Here is a 24,550-nt window from a genome sequence, read left to right as displayed (position 1 = left end):
TGTTAGAAATCCAGGAGATTCTGCCGGAAACCGCCGTTGCCGTAGCTCTTCCTCAGGAGGCCGCGGCGACGAAGTTCGGGAGTCAGCTTGTCCAGGACCCCATGCACCGTCACCGGATCGACGAACCCGGAAAACAGGAAGCCGTCTCCGCCCACGGCCTCGCCCGTCTCCTCGAGGTAGTCGGCGATCTCTCCGGCGGTCCCGATGATCGAATCACCTGCGCCGCCGCTGCGGGCCTGCAGGATCTGCCGCAGCGTGGACCCGGGAGGAGCCGCTTTGGCGAAGTGTTCCAGCGTTCCTTGGTTGCTGTTGGTGCTCAGCTCGGGGAGGGGCTGATCGAGGTCGAATTGTTTGAAGTCGATCACCGAAAGGTAGGAGATCGAGTTGAGCTGGCTGTCGATGTCGCGCTGGGTCAGCTCCCTGCGCCGTGACCGCAGTTCCTCCCCCTCCGCAGCAGACCCCACCACGGTGGGCTTGAGGACAAAAAGAACCTTGACGTCGTCGGGAATCCGCCCGGCATGTGCGGCTTCGGCACGGATGGAATCGCGGTAGGCCTTCATCCCGTCGACGCCGCGGGCCAGGGCGATGGCGACGTCGGCGTGGCCACCCGCGAACGCCTTGCCCCGGGGCGAAGCACCGGCCTGCACCAGTACGGGTTCCTCGGGAAGGGGTGCCGTATTCAGCGGACCCCGAACCTTGAAAAACTGTCCGTCGTGGTTGATGGGATGGACTTTGGTGTGGTCCGCAAACCGGCCTGCCTCCGCGTCCTCCAGCACGGCGTCCGGTTCCCAGCTCCGCCAAAGCCGCCGGACGACGTCGACGAATTCCTCCGCTTTCTCGTAACGCAGGTCGTGCTCGATCTGCTGGTCCAGTCCGTAATTCTGCGCGGCGAGGTCGCTGCCGGAGGTCACCACGTTCCAGCCGAGTTGGCCCTCGGAGAAATGCTGCAGGGTGGCAAGGAGCCTGGCCGCGGTGAAAGGCGGGTAGAAGGACGCGCTGATGGTGGGCACAATGCCGAGGTGTTCGGTCACGGACAGCAGGTACGGCACCAGTGCGAGGGGATCGTGCTTGGGAGCGAAGGACGCGTGCGCAAGCGACACTTCCGCCGTGCCGCCGTACGTGTCCGGGACGGTGAGTGAATCTTCGATGATGAACAGGTCCAGGCCCGACCGTTCAAAGGCCCTGACGGCCTCCTGGTAGAGCGCAGGCTTCTTCCAGTCGTAGCCAAGGCTGTAGCCGGGAGTCCCCCAGCCCTGGACACCGAATCCATGGCCCACGAACCATCCGAAATGCAGCATGGGCTTGAGTGTAGAACTGCTCTGTCCGCTCACCGCGACCTGATTTCATGCGAAGTTACAGGGGGTCGTATTGCGTCAATTATGCTCCCGTGACGCCGTAAATGGGCCAGTCCCGGCGGCTGGTCCGGTTACGCAACATGACGACGGCGGGACACCCGCCACATGCATCGCGGCGGCCGCGGGTGATATTTTTTTCTTGAGTAATGAGCACCAGTGCCAAGCCCTGACTTGCTGGTCGGCAACCCTCTCCCGCGGCGGGGTGCCTCAGGTGACTACTCGGCGTATTCGACACTTCGAACTGCAAGCGTGACTGAGGAGCACATTAATGCCTGAACCCACCGAAGAGAGACTTTCCTACCGATTGATCACGGGCCCGGACACCCGGGACTTCTGCGAACGGATCAGCAACGCCCTCGCTGAAGGCTATGTCCTGCATGGCAGCCCGTCGGCCACCTACAACGGCACGGACGTCATTGTGGCCCAAGCAGTGGTATTGCCTGCAGCCGTCGCCAGCGCGGATGCCGCCGTGGCCAATGCCGTGGATGAGCTGGAGAACTACGAGGACGAGGCAGCATTCGAGGGCCACGCATGAGCTACGCCGGAGACCTGACCCCGCAGGATGCCTGGGCGAAGCTGCAGGACGGTGCCATCCTGGTGGACGTCCGCACCGAGGGCGAATGGGCCCACATCGGCATCCCCGACACCAAGGCCACGGAAAACGATCCCCTGTTCATCCAGTGGAACCTTGCAGGCGGCGTCCCGAACTCCCGCTTCATCGAGGACTTGCAGCAACAGGCACCCGAGGGAGACGGCGTTGAGCTCGTGTTCCTCTGCCGGTCCGGACAGCGCTCCATTGCTGCGGCCATCGCCGCAACCCGGGCAGGTTTCACCGCCTACAACGTCCTCGAAGGCTTCGAAGGTGAACCGGACCGTTACGGCGAACGAACCGTCAACGGCTGGAAAAACCGCGGCCTGCCAACCAACCTTGGAAACGAATAAGAAGTGACATTCAACCCTGACGCCGCCGGCTGGAATGCAGACACCCAAGCCGTTCGCGGTGGCCTCGACCGTACCAATTTTCAGGAAACGGCGGAGCCCGTCTTCCTCAACTCCGGCTTCGTCTACGAGTCGGCGGCAGCTGCCGAGCGCGCCTTCACCGGGGAAGACGAACGCTTCGTCTACTCGCGCTACGGCAACCCCTCCGTTGCCACCTTCCAGGAGCGGCTGCGTCTCCTTGAAGGCACCGAAGCCTGCTTCGCGACGGCGTCGGGCATGTCCGCAGTCTTCACCGCCCTTGGTGCCTTGCTGGGCGCCGGCGACCGGGTGGTTGCCGCCCGTTCGCTCTTTGGTTCCTGCTTTGTGATCCTCAACGAGATCCTGCCTCGGTGGGGCGTGGAGACCGTGTTCGTGGACGGCCCCGACCTTGACCAGTGGCGCGCTGCCCTCTCCGAGCCCACCACCGCGGTGTTCTTCGAGTCCCCCTCCAACCCGATGCAGGAGATCGTGGACATCGCAGCCGTCAGCGAACTCGCGCACGCCGCCGGGGCAACAGTGGTGGTGGACAACGTCTTTGCCACTCCCCTGCTCCAGCGCTGCGGCGAGCTCGGCGCCGACGTCATTGTGTACTCGGGCACCAAACACATCGACGGCCAAGGCCGGGTGCTGGGCGGCGCGATCCTCGGCACCAAGGAATTCATCGATGGCCCGGTCAAGCAGCTCATGCGGCACACCGGGCCGTCATTGTCCGCGTTCAACGCGTGGGTGCTTACCAAGGGCCTGGAGACCATGGGCCTGCGGGTGAACCACAGTTCCGCCTCTGCGCTGAAGATTGCCGAATGGCTGGAAGACCAGCCCGCGATCAACTGGGTCAAATACCCCTTGCTCACGTCCCACCCGCAGTATGAGCTGGCCGCCAAACAGATGAAGGCCGGCGGTACCGTGCTGACGTTCGAGCTTTCGCCGTCGTCCGGCCGCTCCGCCAAGGAAGCCGCGTTCGCCTTGCTCGACGGGTTGCGGGTCATCGACATCTCCAACAACCTGGGCGACTCGAAGTCGCTCATTACCCATCCGGCTACCACCACCCACAGGGCCATGGGACCCGAAGGCCGTGCAGCCATCGGGCTTTCCGACGGCGTGGTCCGGTTGTCCGTTGGGCTCGAGGACGTCAACGACCTCATCCTGGATCTGGAGAAGGCCCTCAAACAGGTCTAATCTCATGCCATGAGGCATCCATACCGCCGCGCGGGGGCTGTCATTGTTGCGGGTTCGGTCGTGTGGCTGGCGGGAATTTCTCCCGTGCCCCGCGTCTATACCACCCACGATCCGGCCGAGCGTTTGAGGCTGCTTCTGCGGGGTGAGCGGGGATGGGTGACCGGCCACCACGTGGCCGCAGCCGGGACCGCGGCCGTGCCGATGGGATTCGCCGCCTTGGCACGGGCCGTGCCTGACGCCAAGGCCAAGCACTGGGTAGAGGCCTCGGCTGCCGCGCTCCTGGCCGGAGCTCCGCTGTTTGTGTACAGCCTGTCCCGGAGGGCGTCGGACCTTGAACGGTTTGCGTACCGTTGCGGCTCGAATGTTCCGTTCCTGGGCTACTCATGGCTGCACATCGCCGGCCTGGCCGCTCTTGGCACTGGCCTGCTGCGATCTCCGGCAAAACGCTGGGTGGGGCTGACGGCCAGCAGCGCTGCCGTAATTTTTGCCGGCATCCTGCTCAAGGCCAAGGACATTCCGCCGTTCGTCTTCTACGTCACGGAGGCGACTGTGGGAGGGTACTTGATGGTGTGGGATCCGGAGCCTCCCGGGGGCGATCCCGCGGTTGGCTGAGTTCCCGCAGTGCTGGGTTCCTAGGCCCGGCGGACGCGTGCCAGCACGGGGTCGGGATCCTTGATGGCACCTCCCGGTGTGCCGGAGGCGGTGACTTTGACGGCATGCCCCACCACAGCACCCAGCGCCTCTACACTGGGCGGACTGCCTGCGGGGCTTTGGCCGTCCCGTTGGCGGCTGTTGAAGCGTACCGCAGCTTCCCGTTGCTGGTGGGCGCCGTTTCCGCGCTCCAGGATGTCGGCTAATCCTGCTTTCACCAGTTCCAGTTCGTTCTGTTCCGTCAAGACAGGGGCCAGGTACTCCACCAACGCCCACACCACGCTTGTGGCCGGTTCGGGACGGAATTCGCCAAAGTCAAGAAGGTCACCGCGCAAACCCATGTTGCTGGCTTGGAAACTGGCCATGCGCAACAACGCCGTCGGCACCGAGGCGGGTTCAACACCGTCGAGCATCTCCCGGGTGGCCGTCTCCACCAAAGCCCGCACCAGCACGGCGATCAAGGCCGCATCCTCCGAACGCAGGCAGACGTCGGCAACCCGGACCTCCACTGTGGGGTGGTCCCGGGAGAGGCGGGCGTCAAAGTAGATCATGCCCTCATCCAGCAGCACGCCTGTCTCCAACAGCCGCTTGACCATGCGCCGGTATGAGGTCAGCGAACCGAACACAGCGGACGGCCCGGACGTTGGCCAGCGATTCCAGGCCTGGGTCCGGTAGCTGTCAAAGCCGGTGGCCTGTCCGCGCCAGTAGGGAGAATTGGCGCTGATGGCGGTCAGGACAGCGAGCTTGTCCCGGATGTGGTCCAGGACTACGACGCCTTCCTCAGGCGATTCCACCGAGGTGTGCACGTGGAAGCCGCACGTCAGCTGCTCGTACGCCGTGAGTCCAAAACGCTCCAGCATCTCCGCGTACCTGGGGTTGGGCGTCGTGTGCGGGGTGGAAGCGAGGGGCGAAGTGGCAAGTGCGGCTACGCGGGCCCCGTGCTTGCGGGCGGCCTGGCCTGCCATGGCCCGGCCCCGCCTGATCTGATGCAGCAACTCGTCGTAGGAATGGCAGGGCCGGGTGCGGGTCTCGATCTGTTCGAGCTTCAATTCATGGGTGAGCTCTGAACCCTCTGCTTCGGAAGTCCCGTCCTGTGGCGCTTTTCCGCTGATCAACGCATCCGCGAGGGCCAGAGGTTGACCCGTCACGGGATCGACGATGAGCAGCTCCTCCTCCACCCCGAAAGTACGCATGCTCCATTTTGCGCCCCACGATGGCCGCGGCAACAAACCCCGCCGCCATCTGGTCCGTCAAATTTTGCTGGATCATTCGCCCCTGACCGCAGGCGAAGCCCCGGAATGGCGGGGTCCCCGAGGGCCGAGGCCGGAATGATCCAGCAAATTTCTCGTCGGGCTATCCACATAAGGCCCCCGACCGCTCCTGGGCGGGCGTCGATCGTGGCTTGCTGGCTCTATGGATGCGTTTGAATTCCTCACATCGGTGGGCGGAGTCGCCAAGATCGGGCTGCTCAGGGCCAACGGGTACACCCCCGCCGATATCCGGAAGCTCGCAGGTGCTTATCAGCCCAGGCATGGTCTGTGGGCCATACCGTCGGCTGACCCTGCTGTCCTTAAAGCGGTTTCCAACAACGGCTACCTGACATGTGCAAGCGCAGCACTCAGGTACGGTCTCTGGCTCAAGACCACACCGGCAAAGCTTCACTTAGCCACCAGGCACGGCAGAGGGCACGGCTTCGTGAGGCACGGCGGTCTCCGCTTCGGTCCGGAGGCCAATCTTCCCCTTGCCTCCGTGGAAGATACAGTCCTGCATGCTTTGACGTGCCTCTGCGCCGAAGATGCCATCGCCGTAGCCCAGTCGGCCATCAAGAAGTTTGGTTTGTCGCGGGACCTGCTTCGCAGCGAGCTCCAAGCCCGGTATTTCGGCACGGCACGGCGTCGCTTGGAGATGGCAGACGGGGTCTCAGAGTCCGTGCCGGAAATCAGCGCCCGCCTTCTCTTCGAGGCAGAAGGGCTGAGATTCCGGCGACAGGTACGGATAGAAGGCGTAGGAAGGGTGGACACCCTGATCGACGAATGGCTGATTGTGGAGGTCAACGGTTACCAATTCCACAGCTCCCGTTCAGCATGGCGGAAGGACATGGCGCGGCTTAACGCTGCGCAGGCGCGTGGCTACCATCTCTTGAGCTACGCGCCTGAGCAGATCTGGAACTCGCCGGAGCACGTCATGGCGGAAATCCGGGGCTTCCTGGCCAGGGGAAGACCCCGCCATTTGGGGTGACGAACAAAAATTTGCTGGATCATTCGCACCTGACCGTTGGCGAAGCCCCGGAATGGCGGGGTCCCCGAGGGCCAAGGCCGGAATGATCCAGCAAAATTTGAAGGACCCGGCCTAGTCCTGGAAGTACTCCACCTTGGCGCCGATGGTGTTCAGCCGCTCGGCGAGGTCCTCATAGCCACGTTCAATGACGTAGATGTTGCGGAGCTCCGACGTTCCGCGGGCGGCAAGCATCGCAAGGAGCAGGCACGCCGCCGGACGGAGGGCCGGAGGGCAGCCAATCTCGGCGGCACGCCACTTGGTGGGGCCGTTGACGTAGATCCGATGCGGATCCAGGAGCTGGACCTGGGCGCCGAGCTTGTTGAGCTCGGTCAAGTAGATGGCGCGGTTCTCGTAGACCCAGTCGTGGATCATGGTCTGGCCCTCGGCATTGCCGGCGATCACGGCGAAGAAGGGCAGGTTGTCGATGTTCAGCCCCGGGAACGGCATGGGGTGGATCTTGTCCTGCGGGGCGCGGAGCTCGGATGGCTTGGTGGTGACGTCCACCAAACGGGTACGTCCGTTGCGCGCTTTGTATTCGCCGGAAATCTCCAGCTCCTGGCCCATCTGCTGCAAGGTGGCCAACTCGATCTCCATGAACTCGATGGGCACCCGCCGGATGGTCACCTCGGAGTTGGTGACGATGCCGGCAGTAATAAGGGACATCGCCTCGATGGGGTCCTCGGAGGGGAAGTACTCGATGTCCACGTCGATGCTGGACCGGCCGGTGATGCGCAGCGTGGTGGTGCCAATGCCTTCGATCCCCACGCCCAGGCCCTGCAGGTAGAAGCACAGGTCCTGGACCATGTAGTTGGGGCTGGCATTGCGGATGACGGTGGTGCCTTCGCGGTGCGCGGCAGCCATGATGGCGTTCTCGGTCACTGTATCGCCGCGTTCGGTCAGCACGAACGAGCGGTCTTCGCCGTCGGCCGGCGGGGCTGCTACGGAATAGAACCCGGACTTCGCCTCGACCCTCAGCCCGAATTCGCGCAGCGCCTGCATGTGGGGCTCAACGGTGCGGGTCCCCAGATCGCAGCCACCGGCATACGGCAGCAGGTATTCGTCGGTCTCGTCCAGGAGCGGTCCCAACAGCATGATGACACTGCGGGTCCGGCGCGCTGCATCGACGTCCATGGTGCCGAGATCCAGCACTTCGGGACGGCGGATGCGCAGATCGCTGTTGTTAAGCCACGTGCACTCAACGCCGATGGACGTCAGGACCTCGACGATCCGGTTGACCTCTTCAATCCTTGCCAAACGACGCAGGGTGGTTGTTCCCCGGTTGATCAGGCTGGCACACAGCAGGGCCACGCCGGCATTCTTGCTGCTGTTGACGTCAACGGCACCGGACAAAGTCCGCCCGCCTTCAACCCTAAGGTGGGTCATCTGGGGACGGCCTACTTTGACGATGGAACGGCCAAAAATGGCCTCAAGCCGTTCAATCATTCGAAGGCTCAGGTTCTGTTTGCCCTGCTCCATGCGGGCCACGGCGCTCTGGCTGGTTCCCAGCTCGGCGGCCAGCTGGCCTTGGGTCCAGCCCTTCTCGCTGCGGGCGTCTCGAAGCAGAAGGCCAACGTGTTCGGCAGTAGGTTGGGTCATAACCCAAGAAATATCACAAGTGAGTTAGAAGGCTTGTGCAAAACGCCGTTTCAGCGGTTAAGGTCACACCGTACCCGGTCGGTGCGATATAGAGCTCGACGGCGGACTGTCGGCCAAGGTGCAGCGTCAGGCCTTCCAGTACCCCAGGACGTCGATCCGCCGTCTATCCACTCCCACAACCTTGCGCAGGTGTTTGGCAATGGCGCGTGCACTGGAGGCCTCGCAGGCAACCCAGAAAAAGTCCTCCTCAGGCGAAACAGCTTCTGCAGTCAGCGACGAGCAGACTTCTTCCGCCAGGGCCGCTCCGTCACGCTTGCGGGGAATCCAGCTAACAGCATCGCCCGGCGACGTCCGGACCTCAAGGGAAGGATCGGCGTCGTGCTGGAATTCGAGCCAAAGGTGCGCCGGCGCCGTGGATCCCACGTCGGAACGTGCGTCCAAGAGCGAGTTGATGGCCGGGATCGAGGCGGGATCGCCAACGATCCACAGGCGCCGCGCCGGCTGCGGGAAATTGAAGGCGCTGCCTTGGACGGTCGCTTCGATGGTGGCGCCGGGCTGCACCGTACGGGCCCAGTCAGCCGCGATACCTGCGTGCATGGCGAAGTCCATGCTGAAAGTTCCGGCCCGCACATCCGGATCCACCAGGGTGTAGGCACGCTGATGACCCTTTCCGCCGTCGTCGAACCACAGCCTGATCCACATGGTGGGGTGCAGCTCGGAGACCATCAGCAGCCCACCGTCTTTGACGTTGATGCGGAGGAAGTCAGGGCTAATTTCTTCCCGCCCGATGACCTCCAACATGAAGTCCTTGGCACCCATCGCCTTAAGGACGATGCCTTCCCAGCTCCGCTTCAAGCAACACTCCTTCATGAATGGCAGGGATTTTGAGGTGGCGGCCGCACCGCCTATCTTGAACTTAAGTAAGCCTAACCTAAGCTCGAAAGCGGTCCCAAAACTATGACGCCAGCGTCGACGTACAACCCGCCCGCAGAAGGTTCCGGGATCTACCGGGACGAGTGGGGCATCCCCCACCTGTGGGCTGACAGTGCCGATGACCTGGCTTTCCTCCAAGGCTTCAACGCGGCAGCGGACAGGTCTTGGCAGATCGAGCTGGAACGCTGGCGCTCTGAAGGACGGACGGCCGAGCTCCTGGGATCCGCAGTCCTTGAGTGGGACCGTTTCGCCAGGCAGGCCCGGCTGGACCATACTGCGCGGCGCTGTTTTGAAGGGTTGGACGAGGCTACCCGCCGCTGGTGTGGGAAATATGTGGACGGCGTGAACCAGGCTTTGGCGGACGGCCTGCGGGGCGGCGCGGAATTCGACCAGGCCGGCGCTGCGGCCGAACCGTGGAAGCCCTGGACCCCGCTGGGAGTTTTCCTCGTTCACCACATCCTGTTCTCCACCTTTCCCAACAAGCTGTTCCGTGCCCACGTTGCCCGTACCCTTGGCGACAAGGCAGTGGACATGTTCAGCATCGAGGCACCGGTGTGGTCGGGCAGCAACGCGTGGGCTGCGCATGGATCCGTCACTGAAAGCGGGCTTCCGCTGGTGGCCGGCGACCCCCATCGCCTCATGGAACTGCCCGGCGTGTACCAGCAAGTGCGCCTGGCCTGCCCGGAGTTCGACGCCGTCGGGTTCGCTTTCCCGGGTGTCCCCGGGCTGCCGCATTTTGCGCACACAGGTCACACCGCCTGGGCCATCACCAATGCCATGGCCGACTACCAGGATCTCTTTGAAGAACACCTCCGCCGGCTCCCCGGCCGTGGGGACTCCGCCGAGCGGGTGCTCGCGCGGGGCCCCAGGGGTTGGGACGTCGTTGAGGCCGGGGTCGAAACCATCACCGTGCGGGGCGGCGAGCCGGTCCGTGTGGAAGTCCTCCAGACGCCCCGCGGTCCCGTTATTTCACAAACGCCCGACGGCGGCGCGCTGAGCTTGCGCTTCCCCGCGTCGGTTGAAGGGCGGCTGGGTTTCGAATCCCTCCTTCCGCTGTTGCGGAGCCGGAGCGTGGCAGATGTGGAGGCTGCTTTCGATTCATGGGTGGAACCCGTCAACAGTGTCATAACAGCAGACATCCATGGCTCCGTACGACAATTCGTGGCCGGCCTGGTTCCGCAACGCAATCCTGCGAACCGTCGCTTGCCTGTTCCGGGCTTCTCCTCCCGCCACGGATGGGACAAGCAGTACGTGGCTCTTCCCCGCACCGAGGTCCGGCATTTCGCCGTCAGCGCCAACGATCGCGCAGCCGGCGGTGGAGACTCCGTAGCTTTGGAGTTCGCACCGGAACACAGGGCGCGGAGGATTCGCGAGCTCTTGGAAGCCGCCTCGGAACCCTTGACAGCGGACCACATGCGGGGCATTCACTCGGACACGTACCTGGGGCCGTGGCCACACTTCCGGAAACTCTTGGCGACCCTTGACCCGGGCGGCCTTTCCCCGGAAGCCGCCTCCCTCCGCGTCCAACTTCTCGAATGGGATGGCCGGATGGACGCCGGGAGCCATCTGGCGGCGTGCTTTGCAGCGTGGCGGGGTGCCCTGGTCCAAAGGATGGTCAGGCATCCTGCCTTATCTGCCCTTGCCGGGCCGACGGGATTTTCGCCCTTGTTCGCACCGTGGCTCTCCATAGCTTCCCGGGTGGGGTTCGCGCTCGAAACCCTGGCGGTCCGCGCCGGCGAACTGGGGATATCGGTGCCTGCTGAGGCTACTGCGGCCCTTGAGGATGCGGCGCAGGATAGGGCCTTGGAGGATTCAAGCAAGAACCGCGGCACGTGGGGTGACCGGCACCAGCTTCTGGCGGTCCATGTGCTGCCCGGAGACCTCGCCGGTTCGGCACCAACACGTGCGCTCAGCGGGGACACCGGATGCGTCCTCTGCACGGAGAGCCTTCCCGGTGTTGACGACCGCAGCTTCCGGGGACCTGTCGCCCGTTATGTCTGGGACCTTGCCGAGCGAAGCAACAGCCGCTGGGTGGTCCCTTTCGGCGCCTCCGGCAGACCGGACAGCCCCCATTTTGCCGACCAACTCCCCCTCTGGGCCGAGGGTGAACTCATTCCCGTGATCACGGATTGGGGCCGTCTTCGCAAGGAAACGCGCTGACAGCTGCTTCCGGCACGCACACCACACAAACCAAAAGGAGAATGAATGACCACCTCAACAGAAGACTTTGCCGTCCGCCGGACCATCTACGCAGAAGAACTCACGGGCTGGGGTTCGTTGCGGATTGTCCCGCTCATTCCTGCGGAAGACATCGAGCTGGTCCACGAGTGGGTCTCGCAGCCAAGGGCAAGGTTCTGGGGCATGACCGAAAAATCACGCGAGGAAGTCCAGGAAATCTACGAGTTCCTGGATTCCCTGGACACGCACCATGCCTTCCTGGTGATCCTGGACGGGGAGCCGCTGGCTTTGTTCCAGACGTACGAGCCGCTGCACGATCCCGTGGGTGAGGCCTACCCTGCGCGGGAGGAGGACATCGGCATGCACCTGCTGCTCGCTCCCGCGACGCGACCGATTCCGCACTTCACCCCGCGGCTTGCGACGTCCCTCATCAAGTACATGTTCTCGGTGCCCGGAAAGGACCGGATCATAGTTGAGCCCGATGCCAGGAACGCCAAAGCGCTTCGACGGCTGGAGGCGACCTGCTTCGAGCTGGGTCCGATCATCCAGCTCGAAGAAAAGGAAGCCCAGCTCGGCTTCCTCACGCGGGCCGGCTTCGAACAAATCCAAGCGGAGCAATCCACTCGCTGAACCCCTAGCGCCAGACGAAGCTCCACGTCCCGGCGCCCAAAGCGGCCAGCACGGCAGCGGCGGCGATCAGCACCCCTCCCAGCAGGACCCAAGCGTCCAGCAAGGAGTAGGTGGACTCCCGGGCCCACGTGCGCTGCGCTCCCCCGAAGCCCCGGGCCTCCATGGTCACAGCCAGCCGCGACGCCCGCCGGACAGCCTGGACCAGCAGCCCGAAGCTCTGGCCCAGGGTCGCTTTGAGCCGCTGCACCGGGCTCCCCTGCGAACCCACGCCGCGGGCGCGCCGGGCCATGCCGATGGTTTGCCATTCCTCCGCCATCAGCCCCACAAGCCGCATCGCAGCCAACGATCCCAACACGAACCGGTGCGGGAGGCGGGCCTTCTGAGCCAACGCATCGGCAAGGTCCGTGGGGTCCGTGCAGGTCATCAGGAGGATCGCCGGAAGGGCGATCGCCAAACCGCGGAGCATGAAACCCAGCCCCAACTCAAGGGAGCCTTCGCTGATGGACCACAGTCCGACGTCGAGCAGTACAGCCCCGCTGTCCGCGGCGACAATCGCCGTGCTCCAACCGCCAATTGCAGCTGCGATGATGAGCGGCCACGCCCGCACCCACAAGAGCCGCAAGGTCAGCCCGGCGAGGGGGAACAGTGCGAGTTCGGCGGCAAGGGCGATGGACGCCGATACCCAGTCGATGGACAGGGCCAGGACCATTGAAATAAGGAACACCGCAACGAACTTCGCCAGAGGGTTGGCCTTGGTCAGCACCGCGTTGTTTCCGGTGAGGCTTAGCGCATCCCTCATGCCGCACCCGCTTCCTGCCTGGCAGCTTCAGTGGCCGGGTCCAGCCGCAACTCCATGCCGCCCAGCACTGCGCTGAATTCCTCGTCGTGGGTGACGGACACAACGGCCGTGCCCTGGTCCAGCAACTCGGACAGGAACGACGCGAGTTCCGCCCAGGTGTTGGCATCCTGCCCGAAGGTGGGCTCATCGAGCACCAGGACCTGCGGGTGGGCGGCAAGGACGGTCGCAACGGAAAGCCGCCGCTTCTCGCCGCCGGACAGGGTGTAGGGATTCGCGTCCACCAAGTGCGTCAAGCGGAGCCTCTCCAGAAGTTCATCCACCCGCTCCTCACCCCTGCCGAGGTGGCGGGGCCCAAACATCAACTCATCCATCACTTTGCCCGTGACGAACTGATGCTCGGGCTCCTGGAACACCGTCCCGATGCGCGAAATCAGTTGATCCGCCTTCCACTTGAAGGGATCGATTCCGGCGCCTTCGGAAAGCTCGACGGCGGCTGAGACCTTTCCTGCCACCGGCGCCAGAAGGCCGGCCATCGTGAGCGCAAAGGTGGACTTCCCCGCACCGTTGGGGCCAGTGATGGTCAACGCCCGTCCTGCCCGCACCTGAGCGGACACACCGGCTTGGACCGGGATGGGCGGGATGCTCTTGAAACCCCTCCGTCGGGGCTTTTCGCGGGAAACGGCCACGTGCTCTGCTGCGAGGAGCAACTCCGCCGGCCCCTCGGCGGTGGTCCTGGTACGGGTACGGGGCACATATCCCGGGACCCAGACTCCGGCTGTGATGAGCATGCTCCGGGCTTCGGCGAGCACCTGATCGGGAGGGCCGTCCAACAGCACTCCGCCACCGGCCGAGCCCGGCTGGAGGACCACGATGCGGTCAACCAAGTCCTTCCATACGGACACCCGGTGTTCTACAACCACCAGCGTGGCACCGGTCTTCTCCAGGCAGCGGCGAACTGCGTCCCGGACTTCCAGCACGCCGGCCGGGTCCAGATTCGCCGTTGGTTCATCGAGCAGGATCAGCCCCGGCCGCATCGCCAGGATCCCGGCCAGCGCCAGGCGCTGCTTCTGTCCGCCGGAAAGAGCCGCCGTCGGGTGGTCCAACGCGAGGCCGTCGCCGACAGCGGTACGCAACCCGACGTCGTCGAGCGCTTCATGGACCCGGGCCCAAATGTCGTCCCGGGGCACGGCAAGGTTCTCGGCGCCGAAAGCGACGTCGTCGCCCACGCGCGACAGGACTACTTGCGTTTCCGGGTCCTGCTGCATGAGCCCGGCCCGGCCCCGCTGTTCGCGAGGTGCCGCACCGTCAATGAGGAGGGAACCGGTCTCGTCCGCGTCGTCTTCCTCATCGCCCAGCACCCCGGCGAGGGCGTGCAGGAACGTCGATTTGCCGGCGCCGGACGGCCCCAGCAGCAGAACCCGTTCCCCGGGTTCGATCTGCAGGTCCAGCCCCTGGATGGCTGGTACCGTCCGGCCGGAATGCCGCCAGCCCCAGCCGTTGGCGGAGATGGCGGCGGGCCGTACCTGTGCCGGTCCCATCAGTTGAAGACTGGCTCTGACGCGGCTTTCCGGGACGCGAAGGAGCTCAGGACGCCCGTGGACGCGAGCCCGCGGGTGGCCACCCAGGACAGTGCCCCGGCGATGATTGCACCCGAAATGGTGGTGAAGGCGATGTAGGCCAGCTTGTCGACGGCTTCGTAGGCGATGTTCCAGCCCCACGGCATGAAGGAATCGTTGAGGCCGCAGAACAGTCCTGCCCCGGCACCCGCGAGGAGGGCCACCGGGAGGTTGAACTTCTTGTAGCGGAAGGCGGCGAAGATCAGTTCCGCGCCGAGGCCCTGAAGGACACCGGAGATCAGGACCGTGGTGCCGTACTGGGACCCCATGATGAGCTCACCCGTTGCTGCGACGGCTTCGCAGAACAGCGCTGCTCCCGGTTTGCGGATGATGAGCATGCCCAGCACGGCCGGGATCATCCACCCACCGGCGATCAGGCCGGTGAGGGGCGGATAAGCAGCATTCATGGGAACGGATACGAGTGCGGCGCCCTGGGACCAGGCCCAGAAGATCACTCCGCCTGCGATGGCAATCAGCGCCGCCACCACAATGTCTACAACGCGCCAGCTGTTGCCGGCCTTCTTCACGCTTGACGTGGTCATTCTTAGCCTCCTGAGGTTACAGGAGGGGAAAGTGCTCCCCGGTATTCCCGGCGGCCTGCTGCCATCCGGTTCCGGACACTCTGAGAAGCTCGACTCCCTTGCGCCGGTACTAACCGGATCAGGTTCGAGGGTCTGCGGCTGTCCGCACTCTCAGCGCCCTCGCGTCTCCTGCATGCCTGCAGGTTCGACGGCGGCGCTCCCCTGTCGTTATCAATCTGCCCTTGTGGGCGTGCCCAGTTTACACCGGAAGGGGTGCGCCGGGTTATGGGCCCGGTCATAAACCTTTTTGCTGTTTCACGGGCGCACAGCCGCGACCGGCTGCGCTGCACACCTGAGAGAATGGGGCCAGCAGGTTCAGCACACCGGATTCACAGCAGCAAGAGGGGCGCCCATCCCATGACAGAACAGCCAGCCAAGGACACCCCCGTGGCCGAACCCCGTCTTGCCGCCAGCGTGATCCTGCTCCGGGATGCGGCGGCGGGACTGGAAGCCTTTGTCCAGCACAGGGTCTCTTCCATGGACTTTGCAGCAGGCATGGTGGTGTTCCCCGGCGGTCGCGTCGATGCCTCGGACGCGGAGGGCTGGGACTACTCCTCCGAACTGCTGGAAAGGCATGCGGCCGATTGGGCGATGAGCTCGATCGCAGCCTCCGACCCGTATGCGCAAGCCGGCACGGTGTTGGCGGCTGCCATCCGCGAAGTGTTCGAGGAAGCAGGGCTGACCCTCGACGCCTCCCAGCTCCGCCCTTGGGCCAACTGGGTGACGCCCACGGACATGCCCAAGCGCTTCGACACCTACTTCTACGTGGCCAGGCCCGCCCCCGGAGCCGAACCGCAGCACCAAACCACGGAGGCCTGGCAGTCACTCTGGATGCCGGTGGAAGGCATCCTGGCGGCCGAGGCAGAGGGCAAGCTTCAGCTCATGCCGCCAACCTATTTCCTGCTCAAGGAGATCTCGGAGTTCCACAGCGTGGAGGCCGTGTGGCAGGCCGAGCACCAAGTGCGGCCCGTCCTGTCACCTCCGGGCTCCATGGCTGCGTTCCTGAAGGAACGCGGGAACAAGCAGTAAACCGCGGTCCCCCTGAATGCCACGGCTTCCGCACGCGACCGCCACTGCCGTGCCGCTAGGCTGAGGTCATGAACTTCTTCTTCAAGCTTCTGGGTGCCGGCGTGAGCCTCGGCGCGGGTTTCCTTGGCACCAAACTGGTGAACAAGGGTTGGGAAAAGGCCACAGGCCACAAGCCGCCCACAGGCCACGACGACGTCGAGACGAGCCTCCGCTCAGCCCTGACCTTCGCGTTGGTGTCGGCTTTCGTCAGCACGCTCATCCAGGTGCTCACCAGCCGCGGAACCCAGCGTGCCATTGCCCGCTTCGCGAAGTCACAGGACATCATCTAGGAGTTCCCGGTTTCCTGACACGCGTCGCTGACACCCGTCCTTGGCACCCGTCAGGGTACGCAGGGAACGGGTGTCAGTTCTCCTTCTGGCTTTCGGCTGCCCGCTGGACCACTGCTTCCAGTTCATCCTTGGTCAGCAGTTCCCGGTGTCCATGCTTGGTGCGGTACGCGGAGCGGCCCACCATGTGCGCGGAGACTGGCGCGGTGAGCAGCTGGAAGATCCAGGCCACCAGCAGGACCGGCCACACCCACCACGTCCTCATCTGCAGCCCTATGGAGGCCAGCATCAGGAACAGCCCCAGGACCTGGGGCTTGGTGGCGGCGTGCATGCGGCTCATCAGGTCGGGAAAACGCAGCAAGCCAATAGCGGCGCCCAGGGACATCAACGCGCCCACCACCAGAAAGACGGCGGTCACGCCATCAATGACTGCGTCCATGCCTGTCGCATCAGGACTCATTGCTTTGACCCCTTCTGTCGGCCACGAAGCGGGCAACCGTTACGGATCCAATGAATCCAATGACGGCCAAGGCAACCAGCAACATGAGGTTGTTCAAGTGGCGGTTCACGGCCATGTCGATAGCCAGCGCCGCGCCAAGGATGGCCAGCAGGACGTCCGAAGCCAACACGCGGTCCAGGAGTGACGGGCCGACCGCGATCCGGATGATGGCCCCGGCAGCCGCCAGGCTCAGGATCACCGCCGTAACCACCAGTACAAGTTCCTTCATAGCGCTGCCCCTTTCACGCCTGGCCGCTGCTCGCTTTGCAGCGCATCCAGTTCCTCACGGGTTCCCATGATCCGGATCAGTCTGGCTTCGATGTCCTGGACCTCCCGGCGGATCTTCTGGATGTCCTCTTCGGTTTTCATGTTCAGGGCGTGCAGGTACAGGGTGGACGTAGAGCGGTCCACTTCCACCACCAGCGAGCCCGGAATCAGCGAAATGACGTGGCCGGTGGCCGTCACCATGAGGTCGGAATGGCTCCGCAACGGAACAGCTACGATGGCGCTGCGCACGCTGGGCCCTTTGACCACGGCCAAGTAGAGGACCAGGAAGCTCGCTGCCGCCACTTTGCCGAGGAACATGAGGGCGAAGCGGAATGCCCGGAGCACATTGAACCGCCCACTGAGCTCCACGGGCGGAAGGTAGAACAGCTTGGCCACAATGATCGCAATCAACGCACCGAACAGCAGGTTGCCCGGGCTGAAGTCCCGCCAGAGGGCACCCCACACGATGACGAGCCATACGAGCAGCGGCAGTTCGGTCCGGAAGGATATGGGTTTACGGCTCATTTGGCATCACCCGGCTGCGCCTGCGCGGGCACGGGAGCGGTGTCACCCAGGACGGAGTGGATGTACGCACCCCGGTCCAGCATGATTTCCGCAGACCCGCCGGCGAGTTTGAAGAGCGGTCCGGCGAAGACTGTCAGTGCCACGCCGAAGACCACCAGCGCTGCGGTAGAACCCACCATGCTTCGCGGGAGGACTCCGACGCTGCCGGGAGATTGAAGGACGGGGTCCGGGAAGTCGGCGTCCTCGGGCTTGCGCCAGAAGGCCCTGTTCCAGACGCGGGCGATCGCCAGCAGCGTCAAGAGGCTTGTGACAACCCCGCCCACTACAAGCGTGATGGCCAGCGGTGTTCCCAGGTCCACGCCGGCCTGCAGAAGGCCAAGTTTGCCCAGGAAGCCTGAGAAGGGCGGGATGCCGGCAAGGTTCATGGCCGGTACGAAGAACAGCAGGGCCAGCAGCGGGGAGAGCTTGGCCAGCCCGCCCAACCTGTCGATGGATGACGATCCACCGCGACGCTCAATGAGGCCAGTGACCAAGAACAGGCTCGTCTGCACCGTAATGTGGTGGGCCACGTAGAAGACCGCTGCTCCCAGCCCCGTCACGGAAGACATCGCCAGGCCGAACACCATGTAACCGATGTGGCTGACCAACGTGAAGGAGAGCAGACGTTTGATGTCGCTCTGCGCCAGAGCACCGAGGATGCCCACCACCATCGTCAGCAGGGCCACCACCATGAGCGGGGTGTTGAGCGTGTCCCCCGGGAACAGGAGCGTCTCCGTCCGGACCATGGCGTACACCCCCACTTTGGTCAACAGGCCGGCGAACACGGCCGTGACCGGCGCCGGGGCCGTCGGATAGGAGTCCGGCAGCCAGAACGACAACGGGAAGACAGCTGCCTTGATCCCAAAGGCGACCAGGAGCATCACGTGCAGGAGATTCCGGGTCCCGTCGTCCAGCTCGGCCAGTTTGATGGCCAGGTCCGCCATGGTGATGGTGCCGGTGGCGCCGTAAATCATGGCGATGGCGATCAGGAACAGGACCGAGGAGACAACGGAGACCACCACGTAGGTGACGCCGGCGCGGATGCGCGGTCCGGTACCTCCCAGGGTCATGAGAACGTAACTCGCGGTCAGGAGGATCTCGAAGCCCACGTAGAGGTTGAAAAGGTCACCGGTGAGGAAGGCATTGGACACACCGGCCACGAGGATCAAGTAGGTGGGGTGGAAGATCGAGACGGGAGCTTCCTGGTCGCCGTCGGCCATGCCCTGGCCGGTTGCGTAGATCAACACCGCCAGACTCACCACCGTGGAGACCACCAGCATGAGCGAGGAGAACTGATCCACCACCAGGACCACGCCCCACGGAGGCAGCCAACCGCCCAGCGTGACGGACGTCGTGCCGCCGTTCCAGACGGAGAAAAGGAGGAAGGATTCCAGAATCAGTGTGAGGCTCAGGATCCCGATGCTGACGGCACGCTGCGCCGCAGTGTGCCGGATCAACACGAACGCCAGCGCAGCGCCCAGGATGGGGAGAAGGACAGCGAGCGGTGACAGGTTAGCGAGATTCACGCGCTGCCTCCTTCCCGGCTCTTTGCCGTTTTGGGGGTTTCGGTTTCTTCCGGATCCAGGCGTTCCTCGGGGGTGGACGGCGTAATGGCGAACTCGGACGTTTCCAAGGGAACGATCGCATCGTCTTCAGCGTCATAGCTCGGTGTCTTGGCCACGCGGCGGTCTTCAACGTCATCCTGGATTTCGTCTTGCCGCGCCAGCGCCCAAGTGCGGTAGATGATGCCGAGCATGAACGCCGTGACAGCGAAGGAGATGACGATCGAGGTCAGGATCAAAGCCTGCGGCAGGGGGTCGTTGTAGGCTCCCGGATCTGTTTCCTTGCTGTACAAGGGAGCCAGGCCCGCGTAGCCGCCGGTCGCGAGGATGAGGATGTTGGTGGCATTTGCCAACAGCATCAGTCCCAGCAGGACGCGCGTGAGGCTGCGTTCCAGGATGAGGTAGATCCCGCAGGCGTAGAGAACGCCCATGACGATCAGCAAGGTCAGGTTGATGCTCATGCGTTGCCCTTCCCTGCAGAGGCGGTCTCGGCGGCGTCTTCCTCGGCGATGGGGGCTCCCTTTCCTTCAAAGTGCTCATCGATCTCGGCACCAAGGCTGCGGAGCACGTCCAAGGCCAGGCCCACCACCACGACGTACACGCCGATATCGAAGATGGTGGAGGTGACGAACTTGACGTCTCCGAACACCGGGAGCCAGAACTCGATGATGGCGCTCTGGAACACCTGGCCGCCAAGGAACAGCGGTACGACGCCGGACGCAGCCGCCGTGGCCAGGCCAGTTCCCAGGAGCGTACCGGCGCTGACTGTAGCTGCCTCACTGAGCTCGAACCGGCCGCCGGCCAGATAACGAATGGTGAGGGCCAGGCCTGCTGTCAGGCCTCCCGCAAAGCCGCCGCCGGGCAGGTTGTGTCCGGCCAAAAGCAGGTAGATCGAGAAAACAATCATGGAGTGGAAGATCAACCTGGTGACAACTTCGAAGATGATGGACCTGCGCTCGGGGGCCAGGGTACGGCCTGCCACAAGCCAGGCATCGCGTGTCACGTCGCTGAACTTCCGGGCGACGGCCAGCGTGGCACTGTCGCGGGAATCGCGCTCCACCCGCCGGCCCACACTGCCTTCAGGTACTGCCGCAGACGTGCGGATCCGGTCGCCCCGGCTGCGCACGAAGATCAAGCTGGCCACACCGGTGGCTGCAACGGCCAGCACCGAGATCTCACCGAACGTGTCCCATGCCCGTATGTCCACGAGGGTCACGTTGACGACGTTCAGTCCCCCCCCGCCTTCGTAGGCAAGCTTCGGGAATTCCAGGGAGACCGGCGTGGCCACCCGAGCACCCATCGCGAACATGGCAACGAAGATCATGGTGGCGCCAAAGGCTGCACCGATAATGACGCGGATAACCCGCAGCCTGCCGCCGGTGCGGTCCCGCAGCTCTGCAGGAAGGCTGCGCATGGCCAGCACGAAAGCAACCAGGACGATTGTTTCCACAAGCATCTGGGTCAAGGCGAGGTCAGGAGCGCCTTGGAGGGCGAAGACCAGGGCGATCCCGTAACCGGTGACGGACACCATGAGTACAGCGAGGAAACGTTTGTTGGCCCGGACGGCCGCCAACGCACCCACCACAATGCCGATTCCCACAATCAGCTGGAGCGGCGAATTGGGATCAATGAAGTACACGTTGCCGGGCAACGGCTTGTTGGAAACGAGCAGTGCCGTCAGGGGAACCGCGAAAGCGACACTGAGGATGACCGTCAGGTAGAAGTACAGGGAACCACGCTGCGTGCGGCCGGTGATCCAGACTGCGACGTCGTCCAACGCACCGATGGTGTGCTGGTAGGCGCGGTCGCCATCCACCCAGTCCGGTACCAGGGCCTGTGCCCGCGACACAAGGTTCCGGCCGTAGAACATGGCCGCGCCCACCGCGAAAGTCAGTGCTGTCAGACCTAACGCGGGAGTGACGCCATGCCACAAAGCCAGGTGCCCGGCGTCGACGGCGTTTTCCTTGCCTGCGAAGAGCGCGGCGTAAGGCTGGATCCATGCGTCCACAGGAACCGGCCAGAGGCCGTAGACGATCGACAGCGCGGCAAGGATAGCGGGGGCTGCGAGGAAGGCCGGCTTGATGGCCTTGAAGGGAGTGGGTTCCACACCGGGCTTGGTGGCGAAAGCACCCCACATGAACCGCGCACTGTAAGCGAATGTGAGGATGGAGCCGATCACCAGCCCCACCAGGATCCAGATGCCCCAGGCGGGCGCATCGGGCTCGGTGGCGTAATGCACGAACGTCTCGAACACAGACTCCTTGGCCACGAAACCCGCCAACGGCGGCACGCCGGCCATCGATGCCGCGGCGATGGCAGCCACTACGCCCAAAGCCCGGGAGGAACGGAATACGCCGGACAGCTTGCGGATATCTCGCGTACCCGACTGGTGATCGATGATGCCCACCACCAGGAACAGCGTGGCCTTGAACAAACCGTGGGCCAGCAACAGTGCCAGTCCGGCAAGGGCCGCGTCCGGCCTGCCCAAGCCAACCACCATGGTGAGGAAGCCGAGCTGGCTGACAGTGCCGTAGGCGAGGATGAGCTTGATATCGGTCTGCCGCAGCGCCCGGTAGCCGCCTATGAGCATGGTCGCCAGGCCCAATCCGAGGACCAGCGGCAGCCAGAACGCAGACTCGGCGAAGCCGGGAGCAAGCCTGGCAACAATGTAGATGCCGGCCTTCACCATCGCCGCAGCGTGGAGGTATGCACTCACTGGCGTGGGCGCCGCCATGGCACCGGGCAGCCAGAAGTGGAACGGGACGAGGGCCGATTTGGTGATGGCACCAACCAGGACAAGCACGACGGCGGCGGTCACGGCATCCTGCATGGGGCCGCCCATGAGCGCCCCGGCTTGCTCGAGGATCGCCGAGATCCGGTAGCTTCCGGCTGCCTGGCCGAGGATGATGAGGCCCACGAGCATCGCCAGCCCGCCTGCGGTGGTGACCATCAATGCCTGCAGGGCCGAGCGGCGGGCTGCCAGCCTGGTCCGCGCGTAGCCGATCAGGAGGTAGGAGAGGATGGTGGTCAGTTCCCAGAAGATGAACAGCATCAGCAGGTCATCGGACGTCACCAAACCGAACATCGCGCCTGCAAAAGCCAGCAGTTGGGCGCCGAATCCGCCAAGACTGTGGTCTGAGTCCTTGAAGTACCGCGCGCAATAAACCAGCACCAGCGTGCCCACGCCAAGGATCAACAGCGACATCACCCAGGACAGGGCGTCCATCCTGAACGCGAATTCCAGTTTCAGGTCCGGAATCCAGGGGACGATCTCTTCTATGCCACCGGCGGAATATACAGCGTCATGCTGAAGGACCAGCCAAGCGAACGCGCCGGCAGGTATGGCCGCCAGGGCATAAAAAGCGTTCCTACCAAGTTTGCTGAAGATCAAGGGCGCCACAGTTGCCGCTACAAAGGTGATGGCGAGAACTGTGATCAAAGGTGTCTCCGCAAAGTCAGGAATGAATTATCAAAAGTTGGAGCAGGCGGTACATACGTTGGGTTCAGTCTGTCTAGTTTATCAAGGCGAACCGACAGTTTTTCCCCTGCTCCGGATAGCATTCAGGCTATGAACGCGGCTGCAGTTCCCGAAACTTCCCCACCGTCGTCCGAGCTTGCCTCGGGTCCTGCCTCTTCCAAGAAAGGCCAAATACTGGCGTGGGCTGCATGGGACTGGGGTTCGGCTGCGTTCAACGCCGTGATGACCACTTTCGTGTTCACCGTGTACCTCACGTCGAATGCTTTCGGCGGGGAAGATACTGCATCTGCTGCCCTTGGCGCCGCCCTGGCCGTCGCCGGCCTCGCCATTGCCCTCCTTGCCCCGGTCACCGGCCAACGCTCGGATGCCGGAGGAAGCCGGAAGCTCTGGCTGGGCGTCAACACTGCAGCGACGGCAGTTCTGACCGCGTTGTGTTTCTTCGTGTTCCCGGAACCGGGTTTCCTTCTGCTGGGCGTCAGCCTGATCGCGCTGGGGAATGTCTTCTTCGAGTTCGCGGGGGTCAACTACAACGCGATGCTCGCCCAGATCTCCACGCCCAAAAACATCGGCAAGGTCAGTGGCTTCGGGTGGGGCATGGGGTACCTCGGCGGGATTGTCGCCCTCCTGCTGGTCCTGCAACTGTTTGTCCAGCCGTCTTTCGAGTGGTTCGGTTCGTCCACGGAAGACTCCCTTAATATCCGCCTGGTGGCTGTCTTCTCGGCTTTGTGGTTCTTTGTCTTTGCCCTGCCGGTCCTCTTGACGGTGCCGGAAGTGCGGATTCGCAAGGACACTGCCGCGCTGGGTTTCTTCGCCTCATATCGCTTGCTGCTGCGGCGCATCGCAGCCATCTACCGCACCAGCCCGCACACGATCTTCTTCCTTCTCTCCAGCGCGATCTTCCGGGACGGGCTGGCCGCCGTCTTTACTTTTGGCGGGGTGATTGCCGCAGGCACGTTCGGCTTTGAACTGAAGGACGTCATCTTCTTCGCAATCTTCGGCAACGTGGTCGCAGCCGCCGGCGCCATCGTGGGCGGCTTCCTGGATGACAGGATCGGGCCCAAGGCCGTCATCGTCCTGTCGTTGATCGGGTTGCTCATCGCCGGAACGGTCATCCTGGTCCTCGGCAACGGGGACTATGATTTCTTCGGATACCAATGGGCCGGCTCCACCACCTTCTGGGTTTTCGGACTCCTCCTCTGCCTGTTCGTAGGACCGGCGCAATCGTCATCCCGGGCTTACCTTGCCAGGCTGGCTCCGGAGGGCGAATCGGGCGAACTCTTTGGTCTTTACGCCACTACGGGCCGGGCTGTCAGCTTCCTCGCTCCCAGTCTTTTCACCTTGTGCATCACAATCGCCGCTCCGTTTGTTGAAGAAGGTGGGGCCCAACGTTGGGGCATCCTCGGGATCATGGTGGTCCTGCTGGCAGGCCTGCTGGTGATCCTGCCGGTGAGGCCGCCGAACAAGACCGCGATTGCCGTGGTCCCCAGCAAATAAAGGCCCGGCGGAAACCGGGTACGAATGCCGCTCCCCAGCGGACTATCGAAGATTTTCTACAGAGTTAAGGTTGAGAGATGAACGTGGAAGAGACCGAACTCCCGGGCCTCGGTGTCCGCAAGGACTTCGTCACAGCGTCGGGTCGTCGCATCGGCGTGGTTGAGCACCGTGAGGGTGAGACCGAACTATTCGTTTCCACATGGGACGATCCTGACACTTGCCAGGCTTCCATCCCGCTGACGGCCGATGAAGCTGCAACCTTGGGCAACCTCCTGGGCGGACAGCACATTGCCATGCGGCTTGCGGAAGATCACAAGGAACTTCCGGGCATCATCACGCGGCAGTTCTCCATCAAGTCCAGTTCCCCCTTTGCCAACCAGCCCATGGGGAAGGCACAGATCAGGACGCGAAGCGGGGTTTCCATCGTGGCCCTCATGCGCGAAGGCGAGGTGATCCCGTCACCGTCACCCGAAGACGTCCTTCATCCCGGTGATTTGCTCGTAGCGGTCGGCACGCAGGAAGGCCTTGACCTGGCCGCCGCCATCTTCCGTAACGGCTGAC

Annotated in this window: 24 protein-coding genes and 2 riboswitches; of the genes, 11 read left to right on the top strand and 13 right to left on the bottom strand. The window is 63.8% G+C overall.

The window, feature by feature from the left end; translation table 11 throughout:
- Nucleotides 1-2 precede the first annotated feature (2 nt).
- On the bottom strand, nucleotides 3-1,331 hold the full coding sequence (locus tag OCL88_RS14115; RefSeq protein ID WP_319951660.1) for an NtaA/DmoA family FMN-dependent monooxygenase: 1,329 nt from the start codon (nucleotides 1,329-1,331) through the stop codon (nucleotides 3-5).
- A 166-nt stretch (nucleotides 1,332-1,497) separates the two neighbouring features.
- Nucleotides 1,498-1,611, top strand: a riboswitch (SAM riboswitch).
- Nucleotides 1,612-1,623: 12 nt separating this feature from the next.
- Between OCL88_RS14115 and OCL88_RS14110 the strand changes: the two genes are divergently transcribed.
- Genes OCL88_RS14110 through OCL88_RS14095 form a run of 4 tightly spaced genes read left to right on the top strand, consistent with a single transcriptional unit; the run spans nucleotide 1,624 to nucleotide 4,121 of the window.
- Nucleotides 1,624-1,890: a DUF1737 domain-containing protein gene (locus tag OCL88_RS14110; RefSeq protein WP_264962908.1), complete on the top strand. Its 267-nt coding sequence runs from the start codon at nucleotides 1,624-1,626 to the stop codon at nucleotides 1,888-1,890.
- Nucleotides 1,887-2,297 carry a rhodanese-like domain-containing protein gene (locus tag OCL88_RS14105; RefSeq protein ID WP_264962907.1) on the top strand — a complete coding sequence of 137 codons (411 nt, stop codon included), beginning with the start codon at nucleotides 1,887-1,889 and terminating at the stop codon, nucleotides 2,295-2,297. Before OCL88_RS14110 ends, OCL88_RS14105 begins: the two co-directional genes overlap by 4 nt.
- Nucleotides 2,298-2,300: 3 nt before the next feature.
- Nucleotides 2,301-3,509, top strand: coding sequence for an O-succinylhomoserine sulfhydrylase (locus OCL88_RS14100; RefSeq protein WP_264962906.1), 1,209 nt, complete (start codon nucleotides 2,301-2,303; stop codon nucleotides 3,507-3,509).
- Between the two features lie 9 nt (nucleotides 3,510-3,518).
- A complete protein-coding gene (locus OCL88_RS14095; RefSeq protein WP_264962905.1) occupies nucleotides 3,519-4,121 on the top strand; it encodes a hypothetical protein in 603 nt (200 codons plus the stop codon).
- Nucleotides 4,122-4,141: 20 nt separating this feature from the next.
- Here OCL88_RS14095 and OCL88_RS14090 read toward each other — a convergent pair whose 3' ends face one another.
- Nucleotides 4,142-5,353 carry a glutamate--cysteine ligase gene (locus OCL88_RS14090; protein ID WP_264962904.1) on the bottom strand — a complete coding sequence of 404 codons (1,212 nt, stop codon included), beginning with the start codon at nucleotides 5,351-5,353 and terminating at the stop codon, nucleotides 4,142-4,144.
- A gap of 220 nt (nucleotides 5,354-5,573) precedes the next feature.
- Here OCL88_RS14090 and OCL88_RS14085 point away from each other — a divergent pair, with 220 nt between their 5' ends.
- The gene (locus OCL88_RS14085) at nucleotides 5,574-6,398 is read left to right on the top strand and encodes an endonuclease domain-containing protein (RefSeq protein WP_264962903.1); all 825 of its coding nucleotides are present in this window, start codon (nucleotides 5,574-5,576) and stop codon (nucleotides 6,396-6,398) included.
- 111 nt (nucleotides 6,399-6,509) lie between these two features.
- Here the strand turns inward: OCL88_RS14085 and OCL88_RS14080 are convergent, their stop codons facing one another.
- Nucleotides 6,510-8,033 (bottom strand): UDP-N-acetylglucosamine 1-carboxyvinyltransferase, encoded by a 1,524-nt coding sequence (locus OCL88_RS14080; protein ID WP_069696794.1) that lies wholly within the window; start codon nucleotides 8,031-8,033, stop codon nucleotides 6,510-6,512.
- Nucleotides 8,034-8,159: 126 nt separating this feature from the next.
- Nucleotides 8,160-8,888, bottom strand: a complete 729-nt coding sequence (locus tag OCL88_RS14075; protein WP_264962902.1) for a siderophore-interacting protein — start codon at nucleotides 8,886-8,888, stop codon at nucleotides 8,160-8,162.
- A 102-nt stretch (nucleotides 8,889-8,990) separates the two neighbouring features.
- On the opposite strand from OCL88_RS14075, the gene OCL88_RS14070 reads away from it, so the two are divergent.
- Both OCL88_RS14070 and OCL88_RS14065 read left to right on the top strand, forming a co-directional pair.
- Entirely contained in the window at nucleotides 8,991-11,126 is a 2,136-nt protein-coding gene (locus OCL88_RS14070; protein WP_264962901.1) for a penicillin acylase family protein, read from the top strand.
- 45 nt (nucleotides 11,127-11,171) lie between these two features.
- Nucleotides 11,172-11,774, top strand: a complete 603-nt coding sequence (locus OCL88_RS14065; protein WP_062098225.1) for a GNAT family N-acetyltransferase — start codon at nucleotides 11,172-11,174, stop codon at nucleotides 11,772-11,774.
- Nucleotides 11,775-11,778: 4 nt separating this feature from the next.
- On the opposite strand, the gene OCL88_RS14060 is transcribed toward OCL88_RS14065, so the two are convergent.
- Genes OCL88_RS14060 through OCL88_RS14050 form a run of 3 tightly spaced genes read right to left on the bottom strand, consistent with a single transcriptional unit; the run spans nucleotide 11,779 to nucleotide 14,731 of the window.
- Nucleotides 11,779-12,573, bottom strand: a complete 795-nt coding sequence (locus OCL88_RS14060) for an energy-coupling factor transporter transmembrane component T family protein (protein WP_264962900.1) — start codon at nucleotides 12,571-12,573, stop codon at nucleotides 11,779-11,781.
- Nucleotides 12,570-14,111 carry an ABC transporter ATP-binding protein gene (locus OCL88_RS14055; protein ID WP_264962899.1) on the bottom strand — a complete coding sequence of 514 codons (1,542 nt, stop codon included), beginning with the start codon at nucleotides 14,109-14,111 and terminating at the stop codon, nucleotides 12,570-12,572. The genes OCL88_RS14060 and OCL88_RS14055 overlap by 4 nt, the downstream gene beginning before the upstream one ends.
- Nucleotides 14,111-14,731 carry an ECF transporter S component gene (locus OCL88_RS14050; protein WP_062098231.1) on the bottom strand — a complete coding sequence of 207 codons (621 nt, stop codon included), beginning with the start codon at nucleotides 14,729-14,731 and terminating at the stop codon, nucleotides 14,111-14,113. Before OCL88_RS14050 ends, OCL88_RS14055 begins: the two co-directional genes overlap by 1 nt.
- A 77-nt stretch (nucleotides 14,732-14,808) precedes the next feature.
- Nucleotides 14,809-14,944, bottom strand: a riboswitch (TPP riboswitch).
- 183 nt (nucleotides 14,945-15,127) lie between these two features.
- Here OCL88_RS14050 and OCL88_RS14045 point away from each other — a divergent pair.
- Together OCL88_RS14045 and OCL88_RS14040 are read left to right on the top strand one after the other, a co-directional pair.
- On the top strand, nucleotides 15,128-15,799 hold the full coding sequence (locus tag OCL88_RS14045) for an NUDIX hydrolase (protein ID WP_062098233.1): 672 nt from the start codon (nucleotides 15,128-15,130) through the stop codon (nucleotides 15,797-15,799).
- 68 nt (nucleotides 15,800-15,867) lie between these two features.
- Complete coding sequence (locus OCL88_RS14040; RefSeq protein ID WP_021474059.1) at nucleotides 15,868-16,128, top strand: DUF4235 domain-containing protein; 261 nt, start codon at nucleotides 15,868-15,870, stop codon at nucleotides 16,126-16,128.
- A 73-nt stretch (nucleotides 16,129-16,201) separates the two neighbouring features.
- Here OCL88_RS14040 and mnhG read toward each other — a convergent pair whose 3' ends face one another.
- The 6 genes from mnhG to OCL88_RS14010 are packed head-to-tail and all read right to left on the bottom strand — an operon-like array spanning nucleotide 16,202 to nucleotide 22,456.
- Nucleotides 16,202-16,585, bottom strand: a complete 384-nt coding sequence (mnhG, locus tag OCL88_RS14035; RefSeq protein ID WP_062098235.1) for a monovalent cation/H(+) antiporter subunit G — start codon at nucleotides 16,583-16,585, stop codon at nucleotides 16,202-16,204.
- On the bottom strand, nucleotides 16,575-16,853 hold the full coding sequence (locus OCL88_RS14030) for a monovalent cation/H+ antiporter complex subunit F (protein WP_062098237.1): 279 nt from the start codon (nucleotides 16,851-16,853) through the stop codon (nucleotides 16,575-16,577). The genes mnhG and OCL88_RS14030 overlap by 11 nt, the downstream gene beginning before the upstream one ends.
- A complete protein-coding gene (locus OCL88_RS14025; RefSeq protein ID WP_264962898.1) occupies nucleotides 16,850-17,416 on the bottom strand; it encodes a Na+/H+ antiporter subunit E in 567 nt (188 codons plus the stop codon). The genes OCL88_RS14030 and OCL88_RS14025 overlap by 4 nt, the downstream gene beginning before the upstream one ends.
- Nucleotides 17,413-18,981 carry a Na+/H+ antiporter subunit D gene (locus OCL88_RS14020; protein WP_062098241.1) on the bottom strand — a complete coding sequence of 523 codons (1,569 nt, stop codon included), beginning with the start codon at nucleotides 18,979-18,981 and terminating at the stop codon, nucleotides 17,413-17,415. Before OCL88_RS14020 ends, OCL88_RS14025 begins: the two co-directional genes overlap by 4 nt.
- Nucleotides 18,978-19,478 (bottom strand): Na(+)/H(+) antiporter subunit C, encoded by a 501-nt coding sequence (locus OCL88_RS14015; RefSeq protein ID WP_021474054.1) that lies wholly within the window; start codon nucleotides 19,476-19,478, stop codon nucleotides 18,978-18,980. The genes OCL88_RS14020 and OCL88_RS14015 overlap by 4 nt, the downstream gene beginning before the upstream one ends.
- The gene (locus OCL88_RS14010; protein WP_062098243.1) at nucleotides 19,475-22,456 is read right to left on the bottom strand and encodes a Na+/H+ antiporter subunit A; all 2,982 of its coding nucleotides are present in this window, start codon (nucleotides 22,454-22,456) and stop codon (nucleotides 19,475-19,477) included. Before OCL88_RS14010 ends, OCL88_RS14015 begins: the two co-directional genes overlap by 4 nt.
- A gap of 129 nt (nucleotides 22,457-22,585) precedes the next feature.
- Between OCL88_RS14010 and OCL88_RS14005 the strand changes: the two genes are divergently transcribed.
- Nucleotides 22,586-23,989 carry an MFS transporter gene (locus OCL88_RS14005; RefSeq protein WP_062098245.1) on the top strand — a complete coding sequence of 468 codons (1,404 nt, stop codon included), beginning with the start codon at nucleotides 22,586-22,588 and terminating at the stop codon, nucleotides 23,987-23,989.
- A 77-nt stretch (nucleotides 23,990-24,066) separates the two neighbouring features.
- Complete coding sequence (locus tag OCL88_RS14000) at nucleotides 24,067-24,549, top strand: cation:proton antiporter regulatory subunit (RefSeq protein WP_021474051.1); 483 nt, start codon at nucleotides 24,067-24,069, stop codon at nucleotides 24,547-24,549.
- Nucleotide 24,550 lies beyond the last annotated feature (1 nt).

The sequence above is a fragment of the Paenarthrobacter sp. PAE-2 genome (assembly GCF_026013155.1).
Classification (GTDB): Bacteria; Actinomycetota; Actinomycetes; order Actinomycetales; family Micrococcaceae; genus Arthrobacter; species Arthrobacter ureafaciens.
The sequence above is the reverse complement of the archived record's forward strand: the minus strand, read 5'-3'. Positions and strand labels throughout refer to the sequence as shown.

Coding starts and splice junctions, on each gene's coding strand:
- OCL88_RS14110 (WP_264962908.1), top strand. CDS start 1,624: ATGCCTGAACCCACCGAAGAGAGACTTTCCTACCGATTGATCACGGGC.
- OCL88_RS14105 (WP_264962907.1), top strand. CDS start 1,887: ATGAGCTACGCCGGAGACCTGACCCCGCAGGATGCCTGGGCGAAGCTG.
- OCL88_RS14095 (WP_264962905.1), top strand. CDS start 3,519: ATGAGGCATCCATACCGCCGCGCGGGGGCTGTCATTGTTGCGGGTTCG.
- OCL88_RS14090 (WP_264962904.1), bottom strand. CDS start 5,353: ATGCGTACTTTCGGGGTGGAGGAGGAGCTGCTCATCGTCGATCCCGTG.
- OCL88_RS14085 (WP_264962903.1), top strand. CDS start 5,574: ATGGATGCGTTTGAATTCCTCACATCGGTGGGCGGAGTCGCCAAGATC.
- OCL88_RS14080 (WP_069696794.1), bottom strand. CDS start 8,033: ATGACCCAACCTACTGCCGAACACGTTGGCCTTCTGCTTCGAGACGCC.
- OCL88_RS14070 (WP_264962901.1), top strand. CDS start 8,991: ATGACGCCAGCGTCGACGTACAACCCGCCCGCAGAAGGTTCCGGGATC.
- OCL88_RS14065 (WP_062098225.1), top strand. CDS start 11,172: ATGACCACCTCAACAGAAGACTTTGCCGTCCGCCGGACCATCTACGCA.
- OCL88_RS14060 (WP_264962900.1), bottom strand. CDS start 12,573: ATGAGGGATGCGCTAAGCCTCACCGGAAACAACGCGGTGCTGACCAAG.
- OCL88_RS14055 (WP_264962899.1), bottom strand. CDS start 14,111: ATGGGACCGGCACAGGTACGGCCCGCCGCCATCTCCGCCAACGGCTGG.
- OCL88_RS14050 (WP_062098231.1), bottom strand. CDS start 14,731: ATGACCACGTCAAGCGTGAAGAAGGCCGGCAACAGCTGGCGCGTTGTA.
- OCL88_RS14045 (WP_062098233.1), top strand. CDS start 15,128: ATGACAGAACAGCCAGCCAAGGACACCCCCGTGGCCGAACCCCGTCTT.
- OCL88_RS14040 (WP_021474059.1), top strand. CDS start 15,868: ATGAACTTCTTCTTCAAGCTTCTGGGTGCCGGCGTGAGCCTCGGCGCG.
- mnhG (WP_062098235.1), bottom strand. CDS start 16,585: ATGAGTCCTGATGCGACAGGCATGGACGCAGTCATTGATGGCGTGACC.
- OCL88_RS14030 (WP_062098237.1), bottom strand. CDS start 16,853: ATGAAGGAACTTGTACTGGTGGTTACGGCGGTGATCCTGAGCCTGGCG.
- OCL88_RS14025 (WP_264962898.1), bottom strand. CDS start 17,416: ATGAGCCGTAAACCCATATCCTTCCGGACCGAACTGCCGCTGCTCGTA.
- OCL88_RS14015 (WP_021474054.1), bottom strand. CDS start 19,478: ATGAGCATCAACCTGACCTTGCTGATCGTCATGGGCGTTCTCTACGCC.
- OCL88_RS14005 (WP_062098245.1), top strand. CDS start 22,586: ATGAACGCGGCTGCAGTTCCCGAAACTTCCCCACCGTCGTCCGAGCTT.
- OCL88_RS14000 (WP_021474051.1), top strand. CDS start 24,067: ATGAACGTGGAAGAGACCGAACTCCCGGGCCTCGGTGTCCGCAAGGAC.